The following is a 19503-nucleotide window of genomic DNA, read 5'->3' on the forward strand; positions in this document are numbered from 1 at the left end:
GGATCGGTTAACCGGTGGGTGTTGAGGGTTTGCCCGGTACCCTTGATTCCTGGCAAGTTCAAGGAGGTTCTTAGTGTGGAGAATATCGATACCAATTGTTTGTCTCTTTGTGGGGTGGCTAGTACTGGCATTCAGTTGCGATCGATCAACCAAACCACGCCAGGGCGTAATCTGGAATTACTTGAACGCTTCTACCGGGCCAACTTGGAACTATTATAACGGTTCCATTTATCAGCCGATCTGGAATCCGAGCAACCCAAGCTATACACCGTGCAGCAGCTATACAGGCCCGGACCTGCCTCCGGAGGGAACCGTAATGAACTATTTGCCGCTCACGGCGATTACCCGGGTAAACCCGACCTGCTCAACATGTCATGGCGACTGGGGTCTTTGGGCTTTTGGTAATGCCACTACCGCCTTGGCCCACGGCAACGGCAATCCGGTTACGTTCGGAGAATGATTTGCGCAACAGAGGGCATCAATGGCTTATCGCAATCACCATGCTGCTGCTGGCAGCTTCTGCCCACGCTATCACAGTCACAGTCGAGAAGCGCGGAACCGGCACAGCCATCATCACCGGCAGCACTACCTGCAGCAGCACTTCGCCCCGCTGCACGTTCGAGGCGGCAGCCGGGCAGGTGCTCACCTTCGATATCATTCGCGACTCCAGCAACGCCGATCTGCTTGGCTGGGGCGGGTTGTGCGCACAATTCGAGAATCAACGGCCATGCACCGTAACGCTCGACGATATCGCAGCCAGGCGCTACCGCGGGTCGTATCCGGTAATCGCGGCCCTCGGTTACTACCAGGATGGCGTCTGCCGCGCACCGGGCGGCAGCCTCGATTACCTGTATTTTGCCGATCTACCGACCGCATACAACGCGGTCAAGGCGGCAGTCGCCTCAAATCCTATCGACTGCACCGCCAATGGGATACTTACTGTAGGCAATATTGATACCCCGCTGGTCATCAGCGGCGGCTGGCCGGATTTCACGCCGAACAGTCAACCGACCGACCAGACCAGTACCATAGCGGAAACGATCACTGTAACCACAGGCAGCTTAACCATCACCGGAGGCGGCATCACCATCGCCTGCGGTTATAAACGAGTAACCGGCCCGTATGTAGTCACCGAGCCGCTGGTAATAGGAGCAACACCATGCGATTTTGGCTTAATTGTGCGCTGATCATAGTTGCCCTGGCAAGCGTAGCGCGGGCCGAAGATCCACCGCAAAAACCGTATATAGGTAAGCGAGCCTGCGGCGGTACACCGCTGCCGGTAATTAACGATAATGTCTGCATCCCGACCGACCTCTACGACACCCCAGGCCAGTTTTATACCGAGCCGAGCCAGTGGAGCGACTATATCCAGGGACGGCTCCAGGGCGTATTGGCCCCGGCCGTTCACAGCCATGCCGCTGCCACCAGCAGCGCCGCCGGCTTTCAAAGCGCCGCAGATAAAGCCGCCATCGACAATTACCTGGCCATTGCGCCCATTACGTCAAAACATGAAGGCGCATACGGCGACGGCACATGGCATAGCTTGGCCTCACAGGGGTTCACCGTTCCCGGCGTCCAGGTGCGCTGGCCGTATCTCACTACAGACGGCACTTTATCCGGCACCCATCTTATCCAGACCAGTGCCGACCTGGATAATTACGGCATTGACTGGAGCGCTATCCAGCACGGCGTCAACAAGGCAGTCGCGATTGGCAGCTATGAGTTTTTCCTGTCCGGACTCAATCATAACCTGGAGCGGCCAGTCTCGATCTCATCTTTGCGGTTTACCTTTACTGGCAACCGCAGCAGCAGCCGACTGACACCGCGGGACGGCTCATTCTCTACAACAGCCGCATTGATAGAGATTACCAATAGCGGCTACCGAGCCTTAACCCGGCCGGTGGTTAACGGCGTGATCTTCGAGGAACCGAGCCGGGGTGTGAACTATGCGGACCCTGGCGGCGGAGGAGCTGGCTCACTTGGTATTTATACGGCAATCAAAATCAACAGCGGAGCAACAGCAGCGGTAACTTACAATACCTGCAACTTTGCGGGCACATGTATCCGGCTAGTTAATGGGTCGAATAACGTGATTTTCAGCAACAATAATACCTGGGACACCCTGCGCCCTGTGTATTTTGATGCAATCGCGGAATCTACAAACAAGGCCCACCAAAGCCCTACGATAACCAGCAATCAATTCATGATGCATTACAAGCCTAGTAGTGGCTCAGGGCCGGTTGTCACATCATCCGGTGGATTTAGCATTAACGGCTTACGATTAGCTGACAACGAGGCTGAAAACCATGCCGGTTGGCTCTATCACACCGGTGTGGCCAGCGAAGAAGTTAACTTCTGGGACGTCTCGCGGAACCGCACCAACAACTACCATGACGCCGATGGGGTCGTAAAACTCACCGACATTCAGTTCGGCTGGGGCAATAAGTTCTCCGGTAATATGTTCTACCAATACCTGACCTCTGCTGCAGCACCGACGATTTTCAATATCATAGGTGGCTCTGGGTCGCTCCGCATAGATGGTACAACCACAGGCCATAATACCGGCTGCCTAGTCAAATATACTCCTAGCAACAACTCCGAATACATCCTTAACCTGATCGGTAATCAGTTTGCGGCGTATGGCATGGGCAGCGATTGGGGCAAGCTGGTTTGTGTCTCCGGCCTAAATTACACAAATTTCCTAAGCATCTTCACCAGCGGCAATTATGCCTATAAAGGCTCCGGTGCACCGGTCATAGACCCGGCGCAATTTGCGACTACTGACGGCAATATTCGGCTGTCGCTGACGGGTGAAATTAACCGGACGTATTCGACAGCAGGCGGACTATTACCTTATGACGCTCACCAGATCTATGTGACAGGCACAACCAGTAATGTACTGCTACCGACCCAGCGCTGGAATATGCCGACCCTCAACTACCGCATTACCAATCGCGCAACAGGAACAGCAACGGTGGCTGTCGACATCGCGCCGAACTCCTGGATCCGCGATATCAATGGCAACAACGTGTCATCACTCACTATCGCACCAGGTGCCAGCAAGTCCTTTTACGCTGTTTCCAGCATGCCCTGGTACTGGCAGGAGGAGTTACCGTAATGACCTACACCATCCGCATACGTGAGCAGATAGCCCCGAAATATATCGTCTGTCGTGGACCGTCTGGGCCGGTAAATCGGTTAAATATAGTGCCAGTGCCACCGCCGCCATCGCCTGCAGCCACTCTTATCTGGAGCGATCTTTCCGGTATCTATGAGGCCGACCCGACCAAGCGTGTTGAGCTTTGGGAAGATCCTGCAGGAGTAATGACCGATGCTGAAGTACTGGCACAGTTGCCGGAGCTATGCAGTTATTACTCCGCTATTATCAGGGCCGGAGCAGCAAAAGCCTTAGCAAAGATAGCTGCCCCGTATTTGCCTGAAGAACGCGAGAGCTGGTTTCGGCAATACGCTGAGGCCGTTGCCTGGGAACAAGACAAAGCTCTGTCGACTCCATACTGCGACCGGCTGCTGGTACCGGGCGAAGCCCGAGAGGCGCTGCTGCAGGCAATCCTTGATAACACCAGGCGTTTCGAGGCGGCATCGACAGCCATCCTGCAATACCAGCGCACTTTGATCGCGCAGATCTGGGCAGCGACGACAGTTAATGAGTTAGTGGCAATAGTTTGGCCGCAAGAAATATTACTTAGCAAACAGGAGGTTTTGTGAACGTCACGTTATGGCAGGTTGTCCTTATCTTAATTTCTTTTTTCGGTGCCGTGTTCACCGGGGCAAAGCTGCTGTTGTCTCAAATGGATCGTCGTCTCGATGATCGCTTCAATTCCCTTAAGGAAGCTGCCAAGGCCGGTGACGATGCTATTCATGAAACCTTGAAACAGCATATCAACGAGGAATCAAAAAATAGCGGCCAGCTGATCGAGCTGGAACGGCAGCTGCTTAAATGGGAAGCCAGACTCCCGATTGATTACGTCCGGAGAGAGGATTTCATTCGCAACCAAACCGTCATTGAATCCAAGTTGGACGGCCTGGCTTTAAGGCTCGAAAACACACAAAACAAGGGAGGTGGTCATGCATAACGATGCCAAGCTACGCCGGGAATTCCTACGGTGGATCATTCTATTGACACTTAATAACGCCCGTCCATCCGGCTGTTACGAGGAATTGGTATTAATGACCGCGCAGGGTTATTACCAGGACGCCACCGCCCTTGAGCTGCGCCGTGAACTTGACTACCTGTTCGACCGCAAGCTGGCCGAGTTGAGGAAAGAGCCATCTGGCCGCTGGTTTTGTGATCTGACCCGTTATGGCGTCGACGTGGTTGAATACACGGTTGACTGTGATCCTGGCATTGCCCGGCCGGTGAACTACTGCCATGGCTAACCGGAGCTCAGTAAATAAACTCCCTGGGGAGATTAAATCCTGGCTGGACAAGTCCCTAATGGAAGGGAACTTCAGCGGCTATGAACTCCTGGAAGCGGCACTTAAGGAGCGTGGCTTCCAGATTGGGAAAAGTTCGATTCATCGGTATGGCTCCAAACTGGAACGGCGTCTGGCGACCGTCCGCGCTGCAACTGAGTCTGCCCGCATTATCGCCGAAGGGGCTGCCGACGAAAAAGACGATCGTTCGGCGGCTGTTATCGCCATGGTACAGAGCGATATTTTCGAGGCCATGCTGTCATTCCAGGAAGCTGAAGAGGAGCAGGATCAGGGTGCCCGGTTGAAGCTGCTGGCCCAAGCCGCTAAGGGGATCGCCGACGTTACCCGCGCCAGTGTAACGCAAAAGAAGTTTGCCAACGAGATCCGGAAGCAGACGATCGAGGATGCGGTTACTGAAGTTAAGAAGAAAGCCCATGACGGCACCTTCCAGTTTGATCCGGAAGCGGTTGAATACATTGCGGGGGCGCTCTATGGTCTCAAGATATAATCTGCATCCCCTACGCTTGCTGCTCTATACGGTCGTTGCCTTTTTCCTCTGTGCGGCGATTCGTCCTGATGCTCTCTTTGCAGCAGAGAAAGCGCAGCAGACCCCACAGCACATGCCGTCTAAAGAGCCGAAGTTTGCTCCTCTGCCGGATGGCTATAGCCCCATAGTTCCGCTTACTCTTTACCAAAAACGGTGGATTGAGGATAACTCTCGGCTCAAAATCGGGATGTTTACCAGGCAAGGGGGTAAGTCCTTCGGCACTGCCCTGGAAGCGGTAATTGATTGTTTCCAGCATAAGACCACCTGGGTGTTTTTATCCGCTGGTGAGCGCCAGTCCAAGGAACTCATGAATAAGGCGGCAATGCACGCCAAAGCCATGAATCTGGCGATTCTGGAGGTGTCTGAGTCGTTTAAGGATGAAACCGGGACTCGTACCGAATACAAGCAGTTAGAAATTATTTTTCCAAACGGCAGCCGGATTATCGGCCTTCCAGCAAATCCAGCCACTGCTCGCGGTCATTCCGCCAATATCCTTCTCGATGAGTTTGCCCTGCATAAAGACAGCCGGGCCATCTGGACCGCCCTTTACCCTTCAATCACGCGTGGCTACAAGATCCGGATTATCAGTACCCCGCTTGGCAAGAAAAACAAGTTTTACGAGTTGTGGACCGGTCGCACTCTGCAGATCTGGGATGGCCAGGAATACAAATACGTCGGTGAGCGTGGTGGTTATAGCAAACATAAGGTTACCATTGAGGACGCAGTCGAGCTAGGCCTCAAGCTATATGATGACGAAGGTGAACCATGTGAGGTGGAGGATCTGCGCCTCGGTCTTGCTGATGATGAAGCCTGGCACCAGGAATTCCTCTGCGAGTTCGTTGATGAACAGACTGCTTTCCTTACCTACGACCTGATTGAGAGCTGCGAGGATTGCACCCTCGACTATATGCCTCACTGGGCCGAACAGCTCCTCTTTGCCGCCATTGAGCATCACAATAAGCATAAGGGCGAAGAAAGCCCGCCGCATTTCGATGTGAGACATATTGTTAATGACATTCTTTTTCCCGGAGAGCTGTATCTCGGCTTTGACGTGGCTCGCACCCGCGACCTTTCAGTGATCTGGCTCGATGAAGAAATTAACGGTGTCGGTCGTGCCCGTGCTGTCATCGCCATGAAAAACCTGCCATTTGAAGTGCAGAAACTTGTCCTTTGGAGTCTGATTAAGCTGCCGCAGTTCCGCCGGGGCTGTATCGACCGCTCTGGTCTAGGTATGCAGTTGGCAGAGCAGGCGGAAACTCTTTGGCCTAGCAAGATTGAAGGGGTTACCTTTAACAACGCTTCAAAAGAGGCCCTGGCTGTTGGGCTGAAAAAGAACCTGGAAGATAAGAAAGAAGCGTTACCACCAGATACCACCATCAGGCAGAGCCTCCATGCCATCAAGAAGGTGGCCACTAGCGCCGGAAACTTCCGCTATGACGCCGACCGGGATGAGAAGATCGGCCATGCAGACCATTTCTGGGCCAAGGCTCTTTCGGTTCAGGCTCGCGGCGGTTATGCCGGTCCTGTCTGGGCCGCCTCCCGCGGCAAGCGCCAGAGCAACAACATGCTGAAAGGATTCGACCATGCCGCGTAATGGAATATATCTCCCGGACGGCTCTATTTTGAAGTTTTCCGAATCTAAATCTCCACAGGAGATCGCTACCCGCTCTAAGAGCCTGGACGGTTTTGCCTTTGGCAACATGTACCTCCCAAACCCGGACCCGGTGCTGAAGAAACAGGGAAAGGATATCGAGGTTTATACCGACCTGATCACTGACGATCGCGTTGGGGGATCCATGATTAACCGGATCAATGCTACCCTGGCCCTCGACTGGGAGATCGACCGTGGCAAGAGCACAAAATCCCGTAAGGCGAAATTTATCCAGGAAGTGTTTAGTAAACTTCCTCTTAATACCATCTTTGAGCAGTTAATCCGTAATTCCCGCGGCTTTGGTTATGGCCCTGCAGAGACACTATGGCACCGGCGCAGTGACAATCTTAACGCTCCGCACGCTGTCCTATTTAAGCCGCAACGATGGTTTGTGTTTAGTCCGGAGAATGAGCTGCGCTTCCTCACGAAAAGCAATATGCTCTCCGGCGAAGAATTGCCGTTGCGTCGTTTCCTCTGCCCTACCAATGAATCCAGTTATGACAACCCCTATGGCCTTGGTCTTAATAGCCGCTGTTTTTGGCCTGTGGTCTTTAAGCGGGGCGGCTGGCGCTTCCGGATCAAGTTTGCCGAGAAGTATGGCGCGGTGTGGCCGGTCGGCAAGCTACCCAGGAGCGCAACCCAAACACAGATCGATGATTTTTTAGGAATCCTGGAGGACATGGTTAACGATGGCGTGGCCGTTATTCCGGATGATGGCAGTGTCGACTTTTTAGAGAGCGGCTCCAAGGGGAGCACCTCTGATATGTACCATGCGATTATTGCAGACGTAGATAGTGCAATATCCACTGTCTGGCTCGGCCATGCCGGCGCCGGGCAGTCCACATCCGGCGAACTGGGTGGGAAGGATGTGGCAGCCGAAGTCCGTAAGGATCTGCGCGACTCAGATAAGACCCTGGTCGAACAGGCTATGAACCAGCTGATCGACTGGATATGTGAAGAGAATTGGGGGACCAGTACTGACGCCCCGCGCTTCTGTCTCTGGGAAGAAGAGGATGTCGACCTTGACCAGGCTAAACGCGATACTGAGCTCTCTACTTCCCTGGAAAAGAGCGGGCTTAAACTTTCTCGCGGCTACTACCTCCGCACCTATAACCTGGAAGAGGGCGATATCGAGGTCGCTAAAAAGAGCACAGAACCGCCGATTGCGCCGCGTCCTGAATTCAGCGAAGCCGGTTCTTTCCCCGATCAGGCCGCCGTTGACGCCCTAGCCCACATGATCACTCCGGAAACGATGCAGGGCCAAATGCAGGCCGTGCTGTCGCCTGTCATTAAGGGGCTGCTGGAATCCGGTAATCCTGATGATGCCATGGCCAGTCTGCTGGCGGCATTTCCGGAAATGGACACTACCGCCCTGGAAAAGATGCTTGCTAACCTGATGTTTCTCGCTGGTCTGATCGGCCGGTTATCGGCCAATAACGAGGCATAGATGGCTGATCTCGAACTATCAAACATTGCGTTTCTCTTTGGGATGCCTCCGGAGAAAGCGATCGAGTATCTGCAGACCAAAGGCTTCCAGATCATTTTTGATTGGCACGAGCTTCGCGATAGCGGACATGCTCAGGCATTTACCGTTGCTAAGGCTATGAACCTCGACGTGCTGCAGAGCATCAAGTCCGCCCTGGTCCAGGCTCTGGAGAAAGGAGAGAGCTTCCGCACTTTCCAGCAGCAGCTCACGCCGAAACTGCAGGCGCTGGGGTGGTGGGGTAAGGAAGAGATTCTCAACCCTGCGACCGGCGAATTGCGGGTTGCCCAGCTTGGTAGCCCGTACCGCCTCCGCACCATCTACGAGGCCAATTTGCAGAGCGCCTACCAGGCAGGCCGCTGGCAAAGCCAATGGGATAACCGAGCTGCCCGGCCATACCTCATGTATGTCGCAGTTCTGGATAGCCGCACCCGTCCGGCGCACCGGGCGTTGCACGGCACCATTGCCCCGATCGATTCCCCGTTCTGGCGTTACTTCTACCCGCCCAACGGCTGGCGCTGCCGCTGCCGAGTCCGCTCGCTTACCAAACAGCAGGCGATCACCATGGTCAAGAATGGTCAGGGTGTCTGGGTTGCCGAGGATGGCCTGGGCAGCAAGCAAATCGAGATCCCGCATAGCGGCGGCGAAATGGGCACAGTTACGGTATATCGTGGTACTGATGCTCTTGGCCAGTCGTTTACTATCTCCCCGGATCTCGGCTGGAACAGCAACTCCGGCATGGCCAAGTGGCAGCCAGATTTAGCTAAATACGATGCTGATGTGAGGGCGTTATGGCCGCGATAAGCAAGGTCGAACTCCAGGGCACTGCTGCCCTGCGGCAACGGCTGCACACTATGATTACCCGCGGCGCTGATCCGCAGCCGTTACTGCGGCAGATCGCCGGGATCATGGACGATGAGGTCCAGCAGAATTTTGAGGCCGGCGGCCGGGATCCCAAGTGGCCGGAATCGAAACGTGTCAAGAAGAGCGGCGGCCAGACCCTGATCAAGTCGGCGCAGCTGGTCAACTCCATCCAGCAGTTTGTCACGGCCAATGCTGCCGGGCTCTCCACCAACAAGGAATACGCCGCCATTCACAATTTCGGTGGCGAGATCAAGCGCGGACCGCATTACTCTACCGTCCGGCTGCGGACCGATGCCAGAGGCAATCTGCTGCGCCAGAGCACGGAAGGGTTGAAGGCCAACCTGGCAGTGTTTGCCAAGGCCAGCCACAAACGAACCGTCACCCGGTTCCGCTTCAATAACGGCTATACGATCAATATGCCCCAGCGCGAATACTTTAAAATCAGCCCCACCGGCCTGGAAAACATCAAATGGGCTGCAGTGCAGTTTGTCTTCGGACCATGAAAACTCCAAATTTCGATTTTAAGCGCCGATCTCACTCCGCCCCCTGACTACCCCCTGTAAAAATCTTTTTAAGCCAGCTCAACAAAATTTAAAGAATGTTTTAACGCGGTTCCACTCTTAGTCCGCCCTCCCCTTTTTATTCCATCTAAAAGATTTCCCCGTCCCCCTGTTGTACGGTGCAGTTGCACCGGACAACAGGGGAGGAGAATGCAATGGGATCGTGGATTGAAGGTTTTAAACCGGGGAAGCATATCGACACCGCCGGCATTGCTCACACATTTACCGAGACGGATTGTCGGGAGTTGGCGGAGGGGTATAGCCCAGATCTGCATGAGGCACCAATTGTTGCCGGTCATCCTAAGCATGATGATCCGGCAATGGGATGGGTCGGCGCGGTGCGGTTCAATGAGCAGACAAAACGGGTTGAATACACAGAGGACGATGTTGCGCCGGAGTTTGCTGAAATGCTGTCTCGCAAGCTTTTTAAAAAACGCTCTCTGGCACTTTACAGTCGCGATGACCCGAGAAATCCAACGCCAGGGAAACTGTATCTGCGGCATGTCGGTTATTTAGGTGCTATGCCGCCAGCAATTAAAGGGTTGAAGGATCGCCCAGCCTTTAAAGAGGCTGAAGGTGCTGGCTGTATCACATTTGAGTTTGGAGATTGGAATGACCGGCTAATTGCCCGCCTGTTTCGTAGCCTTAAAAACTTTCTTACTGGGGAGTTCGGCCAGGAGAAGGCGGATAAAGTTCTTGACGAGTGGGATCTGCAATCGCTTACCGAAGAGGCAGTCAGGCCAGAAACCGATGAATCATTACTTCAAAGCAGTTATCACGAACAAAAGGAGTCAGACATGACAAAGGAAGAAGTCCAGGCCGTGGTTAAGGAAAGCTTGGCAGGCGTAACCCAGCAGTTACAGCAGTTCGCTGAGACGCTGAAACCGATCGGCGAGCAAATTAAGACGCTCAGTGAGCAGAATACCGCCCTGGCCCGCCAGTTTGCCGAAGGTGAGGATGCTCAGACCCGCCGCGAGTTCACCGCGTTTTGTGAGTCGCTCCCGACTCGCATTATCCCCGGTGAGATCCCTACTCTGGTCGACCAGATGATGAACCTCCGCAAGGCGCCGGCTGTTCAATTTGGGGAGGGAGAACAGAAAAAAGATATAAGCGCGGTTGAAGATTTTCAGCTGAAACTGAAAAGTCGTGCAGAGACTATTCAGTTTGGTGAGTTTGCTGGCAAGGGCCGCGCAGGCGGTGGGAATTTTAATGCAGGATCCGGAGAGTTTTCTGATGTAGCTGTCGATGAAGATCGTCTGGCACTCCATAATGAAGTATTGGCGTATCAGGAAGCCCACTCTGGAACTTCCTATGAAACGGCGCTAACTGCCGTAATGAACAAGAAAGGGGGAAACTGACCCATGGGAAGAAATGAATTTGCTGATCAGCTCTCCGCGCTCCGTGTTGTTGACCCGGTATTAACCAACCTTGCGCGGGGTTACAGTAACGCCGAAGCTGTTGCCGAACTCCTTTTCCCAGTCGTAGGCAATCTGACTAAGGAAAGTGGCAAGTACATGACCTTTGGTAAAGAGGCATTTCGGCTTTACAGCACTGAGAGGGCACTCCGCGCCAACTCCAACCGAATTGCTCCGGGTAAACCGTCCAGTGATGATTTCAGCATGACTGAGCATGATCTGGAATACCCGATTGACTACCGCGAGGATGAAGAGGCCAATTTCCCGCTGCAGCAGTATGCCACCAATCTGACCACTGCCGGCATTCAGGTCCGCCGCGAAAAACTTGCGGCTGATTTGGCTTGTAACCCCGCTAATTATGGGAATAGCAATAAATTGGCCCTGGCAGGTGACGACTGTTTTTCTGAGCCCGGCTCTGACCCGGTCGGCGTTGTCCAGGATGGCGACGAAGCGCTCCGGTCACAGATAGCCAAGCGTGGCAATGGATTGGTTATTGGTGCATCCACTTTCGCTCTCTGGAAGAAACATCCCCAGTTCATGGAGAGAATCAAAGCCACTGAGAATAAGGTTGTCACTAAGCAGATCATGGAAGAAGTCCTGGAGAAACCGATCATTGTCGGCGAGATGATTTATGTAGACGATGCTGGCATTTCTTACGACATCTGGCCCGACATGATGCTTCTCTTTTACCAGCCACCGGCAATCAAAGGTCAGGAACGGACCATGTATGAGCCCTCCTTCGGCTACACCTTCCGTAAAAAAAATAAGCCGGTGGTCGATACTTACGTTACCAATGGCGGCAAAATCCAGCTTGTCCGTACAACCGACATGTTTGACGTGAAGATCGTCGGTGCCGATGCCGGGTACCTGGTTACCAATACCAAGAAGTAAAGGGGGGATGAAACGTGAGCAATGAAGAAAAAACAGCATACCTGGTCAAAGGGACTAGCATCCGCCTGAACCGTAAAACCTACGGCATCGGTAGGCGCATCAGTCTAACCGATGAAGATGCGATTAGGTTGAAAGCCTTTATTGAGCCGCTCCAGGACGATGCTACTGCCAGGGATGGTGATGAAGATGTCTTGGCGCAGCAGCGGCAGCTCGACGACCTCATTCTCCAACGCAATGACCTGGCAGGAGAACTGAGGAAGCATCAGGAAGCCATGGCAACCCTGCTCGATGAACATAAAGCAGATCTCCAGGACCGGGATAAGACGATCGCGGACCTGCAGACGGAGCTCGATGCAAGCGACGAAGCCAATAGAATCCTTACTGAGTCACTCGCTGATCGTGACAATACCATTACCCTCCGGAGCGAGACCATCTCCGATCTCAATAAACAGCTCATCAAGCTCAACGAAGCTCTGGCTAAGAAAGAAGGAGGTAAGAAGTGAAAACCCAGATCATTACCGGAACATGTTCTATTACAGCCAAAACCGCTGACCTGGTTCAGCAAAGGTTCGTCGGTTACGACGGCGCCAAGTGCGCTGCTGGTGCCGCGGCCCTTGGAATCTGCGATGCCGATACTGCAGTTGGAGCTCAGGCACCGCTCAATTTCTCAGGCATCTTATTGGTCGAAGCCGGTGGCGTTATTGCTGCCGACGTTGATGTTGATTCTGACGCTGATGGTAGGGCAGTTACCCATGCCGCCGGTGTAGTCAACGGCCACACTCTCGATGCCGCTACAGCAGCCGGCGAAATCATCCGCGTTAGGCGATAGGAGGGAGGATCTTTTATGTTACCAACAAAAACGTCAATTATCGCTGTGACATTTCTGCTGATTGGTATAGCAACCAGCGCTATGGCCGCCGGCAAACTCCAGTATGACAAGTCAGGCTCTAAAACTCCAATCCAGAACCTGCAAGGAATTTCTCCAGACCCAACTAAATCACGATGTGACCGTGTCGCAGCCAAAACAAAAGGGGTGCTTAAATCATACTCTTCCGCCGGTTATCGCGGCTTTGCCTACTCAGTTACCGACGACGCTGGAGCGGCCCTTCCGGTTAAGCGCCGCCCTGGTAATAAGGCTGCCGGATTAATCAAGAGCGCTGACACCATTACTGTCAACGACGATAACAACCCGGTTGTGTTTGATGCCATAAGTTCAAACACTCCTGGAAAAAATTACAACATTTGTATTGAACGGCAATAAACCCTTACTAAAGCGATATTGAAGGGGCGGTTAACCCGCCCTTTTATTGAAGGTGAATTATGCCTTACTGCACTATTGACGACATCAAGAGCAAGCGGATCCCCGAACAGACCCTGATCCAGTTGACCGACGATCAGGGTCTGGGACAGATCGATACGGCTGTGGTCGACGGGATTATCTCCGATGCCGACGAACTGATCGACGGCTATATCAGGGAGAGGTATGAACTTCCTCTGGCGAATGTACCTGGCATGCTTAAAACCTTGTCGGTCGATATCTCGGTGTACAACCTCTATGGCCGCCGTCCAGAGTTTGAGACACCGAAGGCAGTTAATGACAAGCATGGTGTTGCCTTGAAGATTCTCATGTCCATCCAGAAGGGCGAAATCAAGCTAGGTATTGCCGGAGCGGTGTCCCCGGCTTCGACATCCTCACCCGCCAGAGCTAAAGCCTCTACCCCGACTAGGATATTCACGGACGATAATTTAAATCGGTATTAAAGGGACGTTAAATGCTCTCCGAAAGCCTGACAACCTTAATCACTGCCCTTAAAGAAATGCCGGAGTATAAGACTGTCGACATTTGGGAAGGCGATGTTGAGTCGTTGATCAATAAACCGCAGACGTTGCCTTCGGCGCACCTGATCCTGAGTAAATGCGGTTTTAGTGAGCCGAATGTAATCGGCGGCACTACCGCTCCGGCCGGAATTATCTGGTCACTGATCATCATGAGTAAAAACCTGCGGTCGAAATCAGACGGGGCAGTCGAAAGCCTGGCATTGATCGAGGCCACTGCTGCCAAGCTGTTTCGGCTCAATACCGGCTTTGGCTTTATACAGCCAGATGAAGCCCAATTGGTTGGCGTCCAGAATGGCGTCGCCAGCTACGGTATGTATCTCACCCAGGAATATAACCCTTAATAGAGGAGAATCACGATGCCACAAGCAAAAGGATCATTAGCCCAGCTGTTGATGCTGATGGAGCCGACTTTTAATACGGCACCAACAGGCGCAATCGTGGGTAAATCAAAGAAAGTATATATAAGTTCAACTTCCCTTGCCTACAGCCGGGGGAATGAGCAGTCTAAAATACTGCGCGGTGGATCACGCCACCCGACTCGTGGTTTGGCCGGCTCAGCAGATGTTGGTGGTAGCATACCCACCGAGCTGCAGGCCACTATGGCATTACTGTACGCAGCCATGGGGAGTGTCAGTATTACTGCCACTGGCGTTACCCTTGGCGCTGCTCTAACCACGCCTACTTTTGCTTATGACTGGGTCAACCAGGTTGTCACAGTTACTTGTGGAGCTACTCATAGTCTGGCAATCGGCGATACGGTGGAAATTGTTGCTACCGCCCCAACAATCATGAACGGAACATTCTATTACCCGGTTATTGATGTCACTTCGACCACCGCATTTAAAATCAGAGTACCGATGGGCGGCACCGGCACTATCACTATGACCAGCGTTAAGAAGTGCACAGCCGGCACCTTTACTTATGTATATAAAGCAGGCGGAGCACTCCCTTCATATATAGCCGAAGTGGGCTATCCGGACATCGGCAAATATTTCAAATACACCGGTGTAACTAACTCTAAATTTGGCATGACTATTAATCCAACAGGGGTTGTTGATGTATCAAGCGACTGGATGGGCGCATCTGAGACAACTGCATCCAACAGCTTTGAGACCGGTACTCCAATCGATAATACAAAAATCACTTTTGACAGTTCCATGCTTGCAGCTGCCGACATGAAAGAAGGCGGTGCCGCCACGGCGCTGATAAAGAGCGTGTCATTCAACCTGGATAACATTCTGGATGGTGACACTTTCGTTGTCGGCGGTGGTGGAGTTCGCGGCGGGATCAATCCTGGTGTTTACCAGATTACCGGCAACATCACGACTATTTTCACTGATCTTGCGCTGTATGACAAAGCGAAAGGCTCTACTGAATCATCTCTGGATGCAACGTTTAAAAAAGGATCCGGAGATGGGACATCCGGGAACGAATCAATCCAGATCGTTACTCCAGAACTTGTTTTTACGCCAAAAGCACCTGGCGTTCCCGGTTCTGGCGGTGTTACCGCAACTTATGATTTTACTGGCGACTACACTGACAACGCCGACGCCACCGCCTTTAAAATCATTGTTAAATGCACCCAGCTACCCGGCAACGTAATCTGATTTGCATGGCGGGGCCTCCGGTTCGCTCCTGTTGGAGGCCGGGGGCCTGGCCAGCCCCCTTGCCGCCGATTTTATCGGCTAAAACACACTTTAAGGAGTCTTGAAATGAACTTGAAAAACTTGTGCACCGAAGAAGTAGCAGACCGCGGCATCGACATCGAACTGTTTCACCCTGGCACCGGCATGTCCCTGGGGATCGTGATTACCATGCTTGGTTCCGATTCCCTCGCGTACATCGAAGCCGATCGCAAGATCCGCGGCCGCCAGCTGGAGCAGTCGAAACGCAAGCGGGACTTTACCGTCGGCATGGAGCCGGAGCAGATCGAGGCAGGCCTGGTCGAGCGCATGACCGCCTGTTTTGTCAGTTGGAAACAGCGCCAGGATGACGGCAGATTCAAAGATACCCTTTCTTTTGATGAAGGGGTTGAACTGGCGTCAACCAAGGAAGAGTTCAAGAAGATCATCTCCCGGCGTGGCTTTTTCTGGTTACGGCAGCAGGTGCAGGACGGCATGGACAAGGTGAGCAATTTTTTGCCCAGCTCGGCGACGCCCTCCGCGCCGCAGCCGGGTACAAGTTCCGCTACTGCACCCCAGGCAAAAACGGAGTAACCGAGGGTGAAGAGCTGGAGGCACTGGAGAAACGCAGCAACGGTAAAAAGCTGCTGCCTGACGAGCCTCCCATGCCGGCGGAAGTTGAGCACATCTGGACATGGTTCCAGGAGCTGAGTGCAACCAGGGGCGGCGGCTTCGGCCCCGCCCCGATCACATACCAGGAAATAGAGGCATGGTCCCGCCTCACCGGCAACCGGCCGACTCCCTGGGAAGTAACCCAAATCAAGATGCTCGATGCAGAGTATTTTGCCTGGCAGGACGAGAAGGCCGAGAAGGAAACCTCAAGTGGGCAATGAATCGGCAAAATTAAAACTGATCATGGAGATTGATGGCGAGCGGGTTGTCGTCAACGGTCTCCAACAGGTTGATGCTGCCGTCGATCGCACCGCCCAGACCACCAATAAGATGGGGGCAGCCACCGGCAGGATGGCCCAGGAGATGGAAGGGGCTTCCGGTCGCATGGCTGCCGCCACTGGCCGCATGACCTCCGGCATGGGTAATGTCTCGGTTGTTATTGGCGACATAACCATGGCATCGGGCCGGATGGCCGCTTCCCATGAAAACAACATGTCCCGCATGGCCGAAGCCAGCAAACGTGCTCAGGGCGGCATGTCCGGTTTCGAGAAAGGGCTGTGGGATATTCAGATGCGAATTATGAATATCACCATGGCGCTGGCTCTGCTTACTGCTGCCATTGTCATGCCTTTTAAAGCTGGAATCGATATTGTTGATGATTTCCAGGTTGCGACTATATCCATAGCCGCTCAATTGACTCAGATGCAGGGTCCGAAGGATGTGGCCAAGCATTATCAGCAAAGTCTTGCTTATGCCGGCGCTCTTGCTGAAAAACTGCAAGAAGTCGACGCCAATTCCCTAGCCAACAATAAAGGCCTCACGGCCATGCTACAAACCATGACCATGCAGGGCGTGGTTCTGGACATTAACAATAAAAAACAAGTCGATGGTTTTACCTCTCTGTCGAATGCCATCGCCATGTTTACCAAAGGACAGGATCAGCAGCTGCAGATGTATCAGGAAACTCGCGCCATAATGTCTGGCGTGCCTGATCAGCATGCCCAGGTATCAAAAGCCCTTGACCAGGCAATCAAAGCCCAGGGCATCTATAAAGGTGGACTTAAAGAGGTTGTAGCGCTCGGCAAACAGCATGGCGACACCCTGGAACGGTTGCAACCGTATCTGGTTGGCATAAACATGGCCACTGGCGATATTAATAAGACCTGGTCCGCTGCCACCTCATCCATGCAAACATCGATCAGTGCCGTGGTTAGAGCAGGCTTTGGGGACATCGTCAAGGATATGGTTGGTTGGCTCCAGATCGCCAATGGCTATCTGAAGGAACACGCTGGAGAGATCGGTGGACGGATCCGGGAGGGATGGGAAGCTACCAAAAAGCTTATTGAGATCACTGCTGTAGTTTTACAGGGGGTTGGTGCGGTACTACAGACCACCATTTCCCCAGCGGTCCAATCAATTTTTTTCATACTTAGAGATACAGTAACTGTTATTGAGGCGATCCCTTCTTTATTGAGTTCAGCTCCTGGCGTTCTTACAGCAATTGGTGTGGCGGCCTTTTCTGCTGTTGGTGGTATAGCAGGGTTAACAGCGGCATACACTTCATTGACAACGGCAATTGCGGCCTCCGTGGCGGCCAATCCTGTTGCGTGGGCTGTGGGAATAGGCGTTGCATTTGGTTACGCTACACAGCCGTGGATTAAAGCACTAGATGAGATTATCTATAAGTACACCCAAGTTAATCTAACCGGCGAAGCAATGTATAACGCCGAGATGAAGCGGGCGGCAGATGCTGACAAAGCATGGGAACAACAAAAGCAAAAAGCGCTGTTTATGTATAAAGAAGGTGGGATCCCTCTTTCTCCTACAATGAAATCAGCACTTGGCCCCCAGGTTCCAGAAATCCCACCGCCGGGTCCGTCTGCAGACGACCTGAAAAAAGCTGAAGAGATGCGGAAAGTTTTGGCTGATTTCAAGACCGAAGTTGCCAACTCTACACCGTTTATAAGTAAGTACGATCAGGAAATAAACAAGATTAACAATCATTATGATGATGCGATTGCTAAAACTCCATCCTTAAGGGAAGAATTAGAGTTATTACGGAAAAAGCATATTGATAACATAACAATCCAGCAGCAATACAAAGAATCCCTTGAGCTTGGCAGCCGCGCACAAGAAGATGCCGCCGAAGCGGATCGACGTCGAGCCGCCGGCTTGGAAGCCATGGGAAAGCATTATCAGACTGTTTGGAAGACTATGGATGTCGAGAAAGAGTCATCCATGCTTAATGTTGAATCGTCTGGCGGTGATACTGAAAAAGCCAAGCTGCGCCAGTCGTATGAAGACCGAATTGAAATGGCGCGGCGGGCCAATGTCGAGATCGCCATGCTCGGTGCCAAAGCCAGCCAGGAACAACTGGACCAAGAAGCTGCCAATAGTAAGTTAATTATTGACTTGGCGCATGCCAAAATCGTTGCTCTCGGCCAGCTCGATGCCGAACGCGCTGAAAATTTCCGCAAATCGCTGGACGACATGGTGTCGGCCACTGCTGATATCCGCATCTCTACTATTCAAGACCCGTATGAGCAGCAGCTGGCCGGGATTAAGAAGCACTACGCCGATCAACGCAAAGAGCTGTCCGATCATCTGAAAGCCCAGCTCGGCATGAACGGCCAGAGCGAAAAAGACCGCTTTAAGCTCCTTAGTGAATCTATTAAGAAGTTACGGGCATATGAAGAGGCAGAAACCAGCGAAACGGAACAGGCCAAATGGGGTATGTGGCAACAAAGCCTCGGATTTTATGGCGGCGTTCTTAGCCAGATGGGCGACATGATCGACCAGTCGTCTCGCGATGGGTTCGAGGCCAATAAAGCGTTTGCTATTGGCGCTACCATCATGAATACCGCTTCGTCGATCATGGCCCAGACTGCCGGTCCCGATGGTTGGACTCCGGCTGCCTGGGGTAGAGCAGTAGCAGTTGGATTGATCGGTGCCATGCAGGTTGCCAAGATTGCTTCCACCAGTTATGGCAGTGGCGGGTCAGTCGGTGGCGTATCAGCCGGATCTTTCTCTGGTGGTTCTGCCGGTGCCGGCGGTTCGGTTGGTGGGTCTATTGGGGCCCCCACAACCTCAACTCGTGACGGCCTGTCGTATGAACAGCTGCAGAGCATTGCCAATAGTATGGAAAACGCTTCCATGGCTATTGGTAAGGTGGCTGACGGTTTAACTAAAATCAGCGATCTCTTTGCTGATGGCAGTTTCCTGTCAATGATAGGTGGGGCCCTTACATCTAATGCTTTGCCTGAAGAAAAAGGGTTCTTGTCTAAAGCCTGGATGAATGGTCGGCCAAATGTAGTCATGGATGGCTTAGATAGCTTCTGGCGGGCACAGGGAGCGCTATCTACCTTCGATTTTAGTAGAGCAGCAGACCAACTGCAAAATATGACAGATATTGCCGGCCAGATATCGACTCTCGGACTATTTGGCAGTGTTTTTGGCGGTGGCCGATCGATTGAGGGTTCTGGTATTGCGTTGGGATTAAACCAAGGAAGTGTTACGGCCAAAAAT

At 52.9% G+C, this 19503-nt stretch carries 22 protein-coding genes; all 22 read left to right on the forward strand.

The genetic code is table 11. The features are described 5' to 3' along the window. The first annotated feature begins 316 nt into the window (after positions 1–316). A complete protein-coding gene (locus KI809_RS15620) occupies positions 317–460 on the forward strand; it encodes a hypothetical protein (protein WP_214172510.1) in 144 nt (47 codons plus the stop codon). Between the two features lies 1 nt (position 461). After that, complete coding sequence (locus KI809_RS15625) at positions 462–1187, forward strand: hypothetical protein (RefSeq protein ID WP_214172511.1); 726 nt, start codon at positions 462–464, stop codon at positions 1185–1187. After that, positions 1160–3118 carry a hypothetical protein gene (locus KI809_RS15630; RefSeq protein WP_214172512.1) on the forward strand — a complete coding sequence of 653 codons (1959 nt, stop codon included), beginning with the start codon at positions 1160–1162 and terminating at the stop codon, positions 3116–3118. The genes KI809_RS15625 and KI809_RS15630 overlap by 28 nt, the downstream gene beginning before the upstream one ends. Beyond that, positions 3118–3726: a hypothetical protein gene (locus tag KI809_RS15635; RefSeq protein ID WP_214172513.1), complete on the forward strand. Its 609-nt coding sequence runs from the start codon at positions 3118–3120 to the stop codon at positions 3724–3726. Before KI809_RS15630 ends, KI809_RS15635 begins: the two co-directional genes overlap by 1 nt. Further along, positions 3723–4094: a hypothetical protein gene (locus KI809_RS15640; protein ID WP_214172514.1), complete on the forward strand. Its 372-nt coding sequence runs from the start codon at positions 3723–3725 to the stop codon at positions 4092–4094. Before KI809_RS15635 ends, KI809_RS15640 begins: the two co-directional genes overlap by 4 nt. Beyond that, positions 4087–4398, forward strand: a complete 312-nt coding sequence (locus tag KI809_RS15645) for a cytoplasmic protein (protein WP_214172515.1) — start codon at positions 4087–4089, stop codon at positions 4396–4398. Before KI809_RS15640 ends, KI809_RS15645 begins: the two co-directional genes overlap by 8 nt. Then, positions 4391–4942, forward strand: a complete 552-nt coding sequence (locus KI809_RS15650; RefSeq protein WP_214172516.1) for a DUF3486 family protein — start codon at positions 4391–4393, stop codon at positions 4940–4942. The genes KI809_RS15645 and KI809_RS15650 overlap by 8 nt, the downstream gene beginning before the upstream one ends. Further along, complete coding sequence (locus KI809_RS15655) at positions 4926–6575, forward strand: terminase large subunit domain-containing protein (protein WP_214172517.1); 1650 nt, start codon at positions 4926–4928, stop codon at positions 6573–6575. The genes KI809_RS15650 and KI809_RS15655 overlap by 17 nt, the downstream gene beginning before the upstream one ends. Further along, positions 6565–8079: a DUF935 domain-containing protein gene (locus KI809_RS15660; RefSeq protein WP_214172518.1), complete on the forward strand. Its 1515-nt coding sequence runs from the start codon at positions 6565–6567 to the stop codon at positions 8077–8079. The genes KI809_RS15655 and KI809_RS15660 overlap by 11 nt, the downstream gene beginning before the upstream one ends. Further along, entirely contained in the window at positions 8080–8919 is an 840-nt protein-coding gene (locus KI809_RS15665) for a phage head morphogenesis protein (protein ID WP_214172519.1), read from the forward strand. Continuing rightward, a complete protein-coding gene (locus tag KI809_RS15670) occupies positions 8907–9482 on the forward strand; it encodes a phage virion morphogenesis protein (protein ID WP_214172520.1) in 576 nt (191 codons plus the stop codon). The genes KI809_RS15665 and KI809_RS15670 overlap by 13 nt, the downstream gene beginning before the upstream one ends. 212 nt (positions 9483–9694) lie before the next feature. Further along, complete coding sequence (locus KI809_RS15675; RefSeq protein WP_214172521.1) at positions 9695–10897, forward strand: hypothetical protein; 1203 nt, start codon at positions 9695–9697, stop codon at positions 10895–10897. A gap of 3 nt (positions 10898–10900) precedes the next feature. Next, the gene (locus KI809_RS15680; protein WP_214172522.1) at positions 10901–11845 is read left to right on the forward strand and encodes a hypothetical protein; all 945 of its coding nucleotides are present in this window, start codon (positions 10901–10903) and stop codon (positions 11843–11845) included. Between the two features lie 14 nt (positions 11846–11859). Further along, on the forward strand, positions 11860–12348 hold the full coding sequence (locus tag KI809_RS15685) for a hypothetical protein (protein ID WP_214172523.1): 489 nt from the start codon (positions 11860–11862) through the stop codon (positions 12346–12348). Beyond that, positions 12345–12674, forward strand: coding sequence for a capsid cement protein (locus KI809_RS15690; RefSeq protein ID WP_214172524.1), 330 nt, complete (start codon positions 12345–12347; stop codon positions 12672–12674). Before KI809_RS15685 ends, KI809_RS15690 begins: the two co-directional genes overlap by 4 nt. Positions 12675–12689: 15 nt before the next feature. After that, positions 12690–13106 (forward strand): hypothetical protein, encoded by a 417-nt coding sequence (locus tag KI809_RS15695; protein ID WP_214172525.1) that lies wholly within the window; start codon positions 12690–12692, stop codon positions 13104–13106. Positions 13107–13165: 59 nt separating this feature from the next. After that, positions 13166–13606, forward strand: a complete 441-nt coding sequence (locus KI809_RS15700; protein WP_214172526.1) for a gp436 family protein — start codon at positions 13166–13168, stop codon at positions 13604–13606. An 11-nt stretch (positions 13607–13617) separates the two neighbouring features. After that, positions 13618–14025: a hypothetical protein gene (locus tag KI809_RS15705; protein ID WP_214172527.1), complete on the forward strand. Its 408-nt coding sequence runs from the start codon at positions 13618–13620 to the stop codon at positions 14023–14025. 15 nt (positions 14026–14040) lie between these two features. Next, on the forward strand, positions 14041–15291 hold the full coding sequence (locus KI809_RS15710) for a phage tail tube protein (protein WP_214172528.1): 1251 nt from the start codon (positions 14041–14043) through the stop codon (positions 15289–15291). A 105-nt stretch (positions 15292–15396) separates the two neighbouring features. After that, positions 15397–15900: a hypothetical protein gene (locus tag KI809_RS15715; protein ID WP_214172529.1), complete on the forward strand. Its 504-nt coding sequence runs from the start codon at positions 15397–15399 to the stop codon at positions 15898–15900. Positions 15901–15953: 53 nt separating this feature from the next. Further along, a complete protein-coding gene (locus tag KI809_RS15720) occupies positions 15954–16199 on the forward strand; it encodes a phage tail assembly chaperone (RefSeq protein ID WP_435052260.1) in 246 nt (81 codons plus the stop codon). Then, a partial coding sequence (locus KI809_RS15725; protein ID WP_214172531.1) for a hypothetical protein occupies positions 16189–19503 on the forward strand: 3315 nt, incomplete at its 3' end. The genes KI809_RS15720 and KI809_RS15725, both read left to right, overlap by 11 nt.

Source organism: Geoanaerobacter pelophilus (genome assembly GCF_018476885.1).
Classification (GTDB): domain Bacteria; phylum Desulfobacterota; class Desulfuromonadia; order Geobacterales; family DSM-12255; genus Geoanaerobacter; species Geoanaerobacter pelophilus.

Excerpts from the sequence above, each read along its gene's own strand:
- KI809_RS15655 (WP_214172517.1), top strand. The coding sequence starts at position 4,926 with ATGGTCTCAAGATATAATCTGCATCCCCTACGCTTGCTGCTCTATACG.
- KI809_RS15635 (WP_214172513.1), top strand. The coding sequence starts at position 3,118 with ATGACCTACACCATCCGCATACGTGAGCAGATAGCCCCGAAATATATC.
- KI809_RS15650 (WP_214172516.1), top strand. The coding sequence starts at position 4,391 with ATGGCTAACCGGAGCTCAGTAAATAAACTCCCTGGGGAGATTAAATCC.
- KI809_RS15710 (WP_214172528.1), top strand. The coding sequence starts at position 14,041 with ATGCCACAAGCAAAAGGATCATTAGCCCAGCTGTTGATGCTGATGGAG.
- KI809_RS15645 (WP_214172515.1), top strand. The coding sequence starts at position 4,087 with ATGCATAACGATGCCAAGCTACGCCGGGAATTCCTACGGTGGATCATT.
- KI809_RS15630 (WP_214172512.1), top strand. The coding sequence starts at position 1,160 with ATGCGATTTTGGCTTAATTGTGCGCTGATCATAGTTGCCCTGGCAAGC.
- KI809_RS15695 (WP_214172525.1), top strand. The coding sequence starts at position 12,690 with ATGTTACCAACAAAAACGTCAATTATCGCTGTGACATTTCTGCTGATT.
- KI809_RS15705 (WP_214172527.1), top strand. The coding sequence starts at position 13,618 with ATGCTCTCCGAAAGCCTGACAACCTTAATCACTGCCCTTAAAGAAATG.
- KI809_RS15620 (WP_214172510.1), top strand. The coding sequence starts at position 317 with ATGAACTATTTGCCGCTCACGGCGATTACCCGGGTAAACCCGACCTGC.
- KI809_RS15675 (WP_214172521.1), top strand. The coding sequence starts at position 9,695 with ATGGGATCGTGGATTGAAGGTTTTAAACCGGGGAAGCATATCGACACC.
- KI809_RS15680 (WP_214172522.1), top strand. The coding sequence starts at position 10,901 with ATGGGAAGAAATGAATTTGCTGATCAGCTCTCCGCGCTCCGTGTTGTT.
- KI809_RS15715 (WP_214172529.1), top strand. The coding sequence starts at position 15,397 with ATGAACTTGAAAAACTTGTGCACCGAAGAAGTAGCAGACCGCGGCATC.
- KI809_RS15665 (WP_214172519.1), top strand. The coding sequence starts at position 8,080 with ATGGCTGATCTCGAACTATCAAACATTGCGTTTCTCTTTGGGATGCCT.
- KI809_RS15670 (WP_214172520.1), top strand. The coding sequence starts at position 8,907 with ATGGCCGCGATAAGCAAGGTCGAACTCCAGGGCACTGCTGCCCTGCGG.
- KI809_RS15660 (WP_214172518.1), top strand. The coding sequence starts at position 6,565 with ATGCCGCGTAATGGAATATATCTCCCGGACGGCTCTATTTTGAAGTTT.
- KI809_RS15700 (WP_214172526.1), top strand. The coding sequence starts at position 13,166 with ATGCCTTACTGCACTATTGACGACATCAAGAGCAAGCGGATCCCCGAA.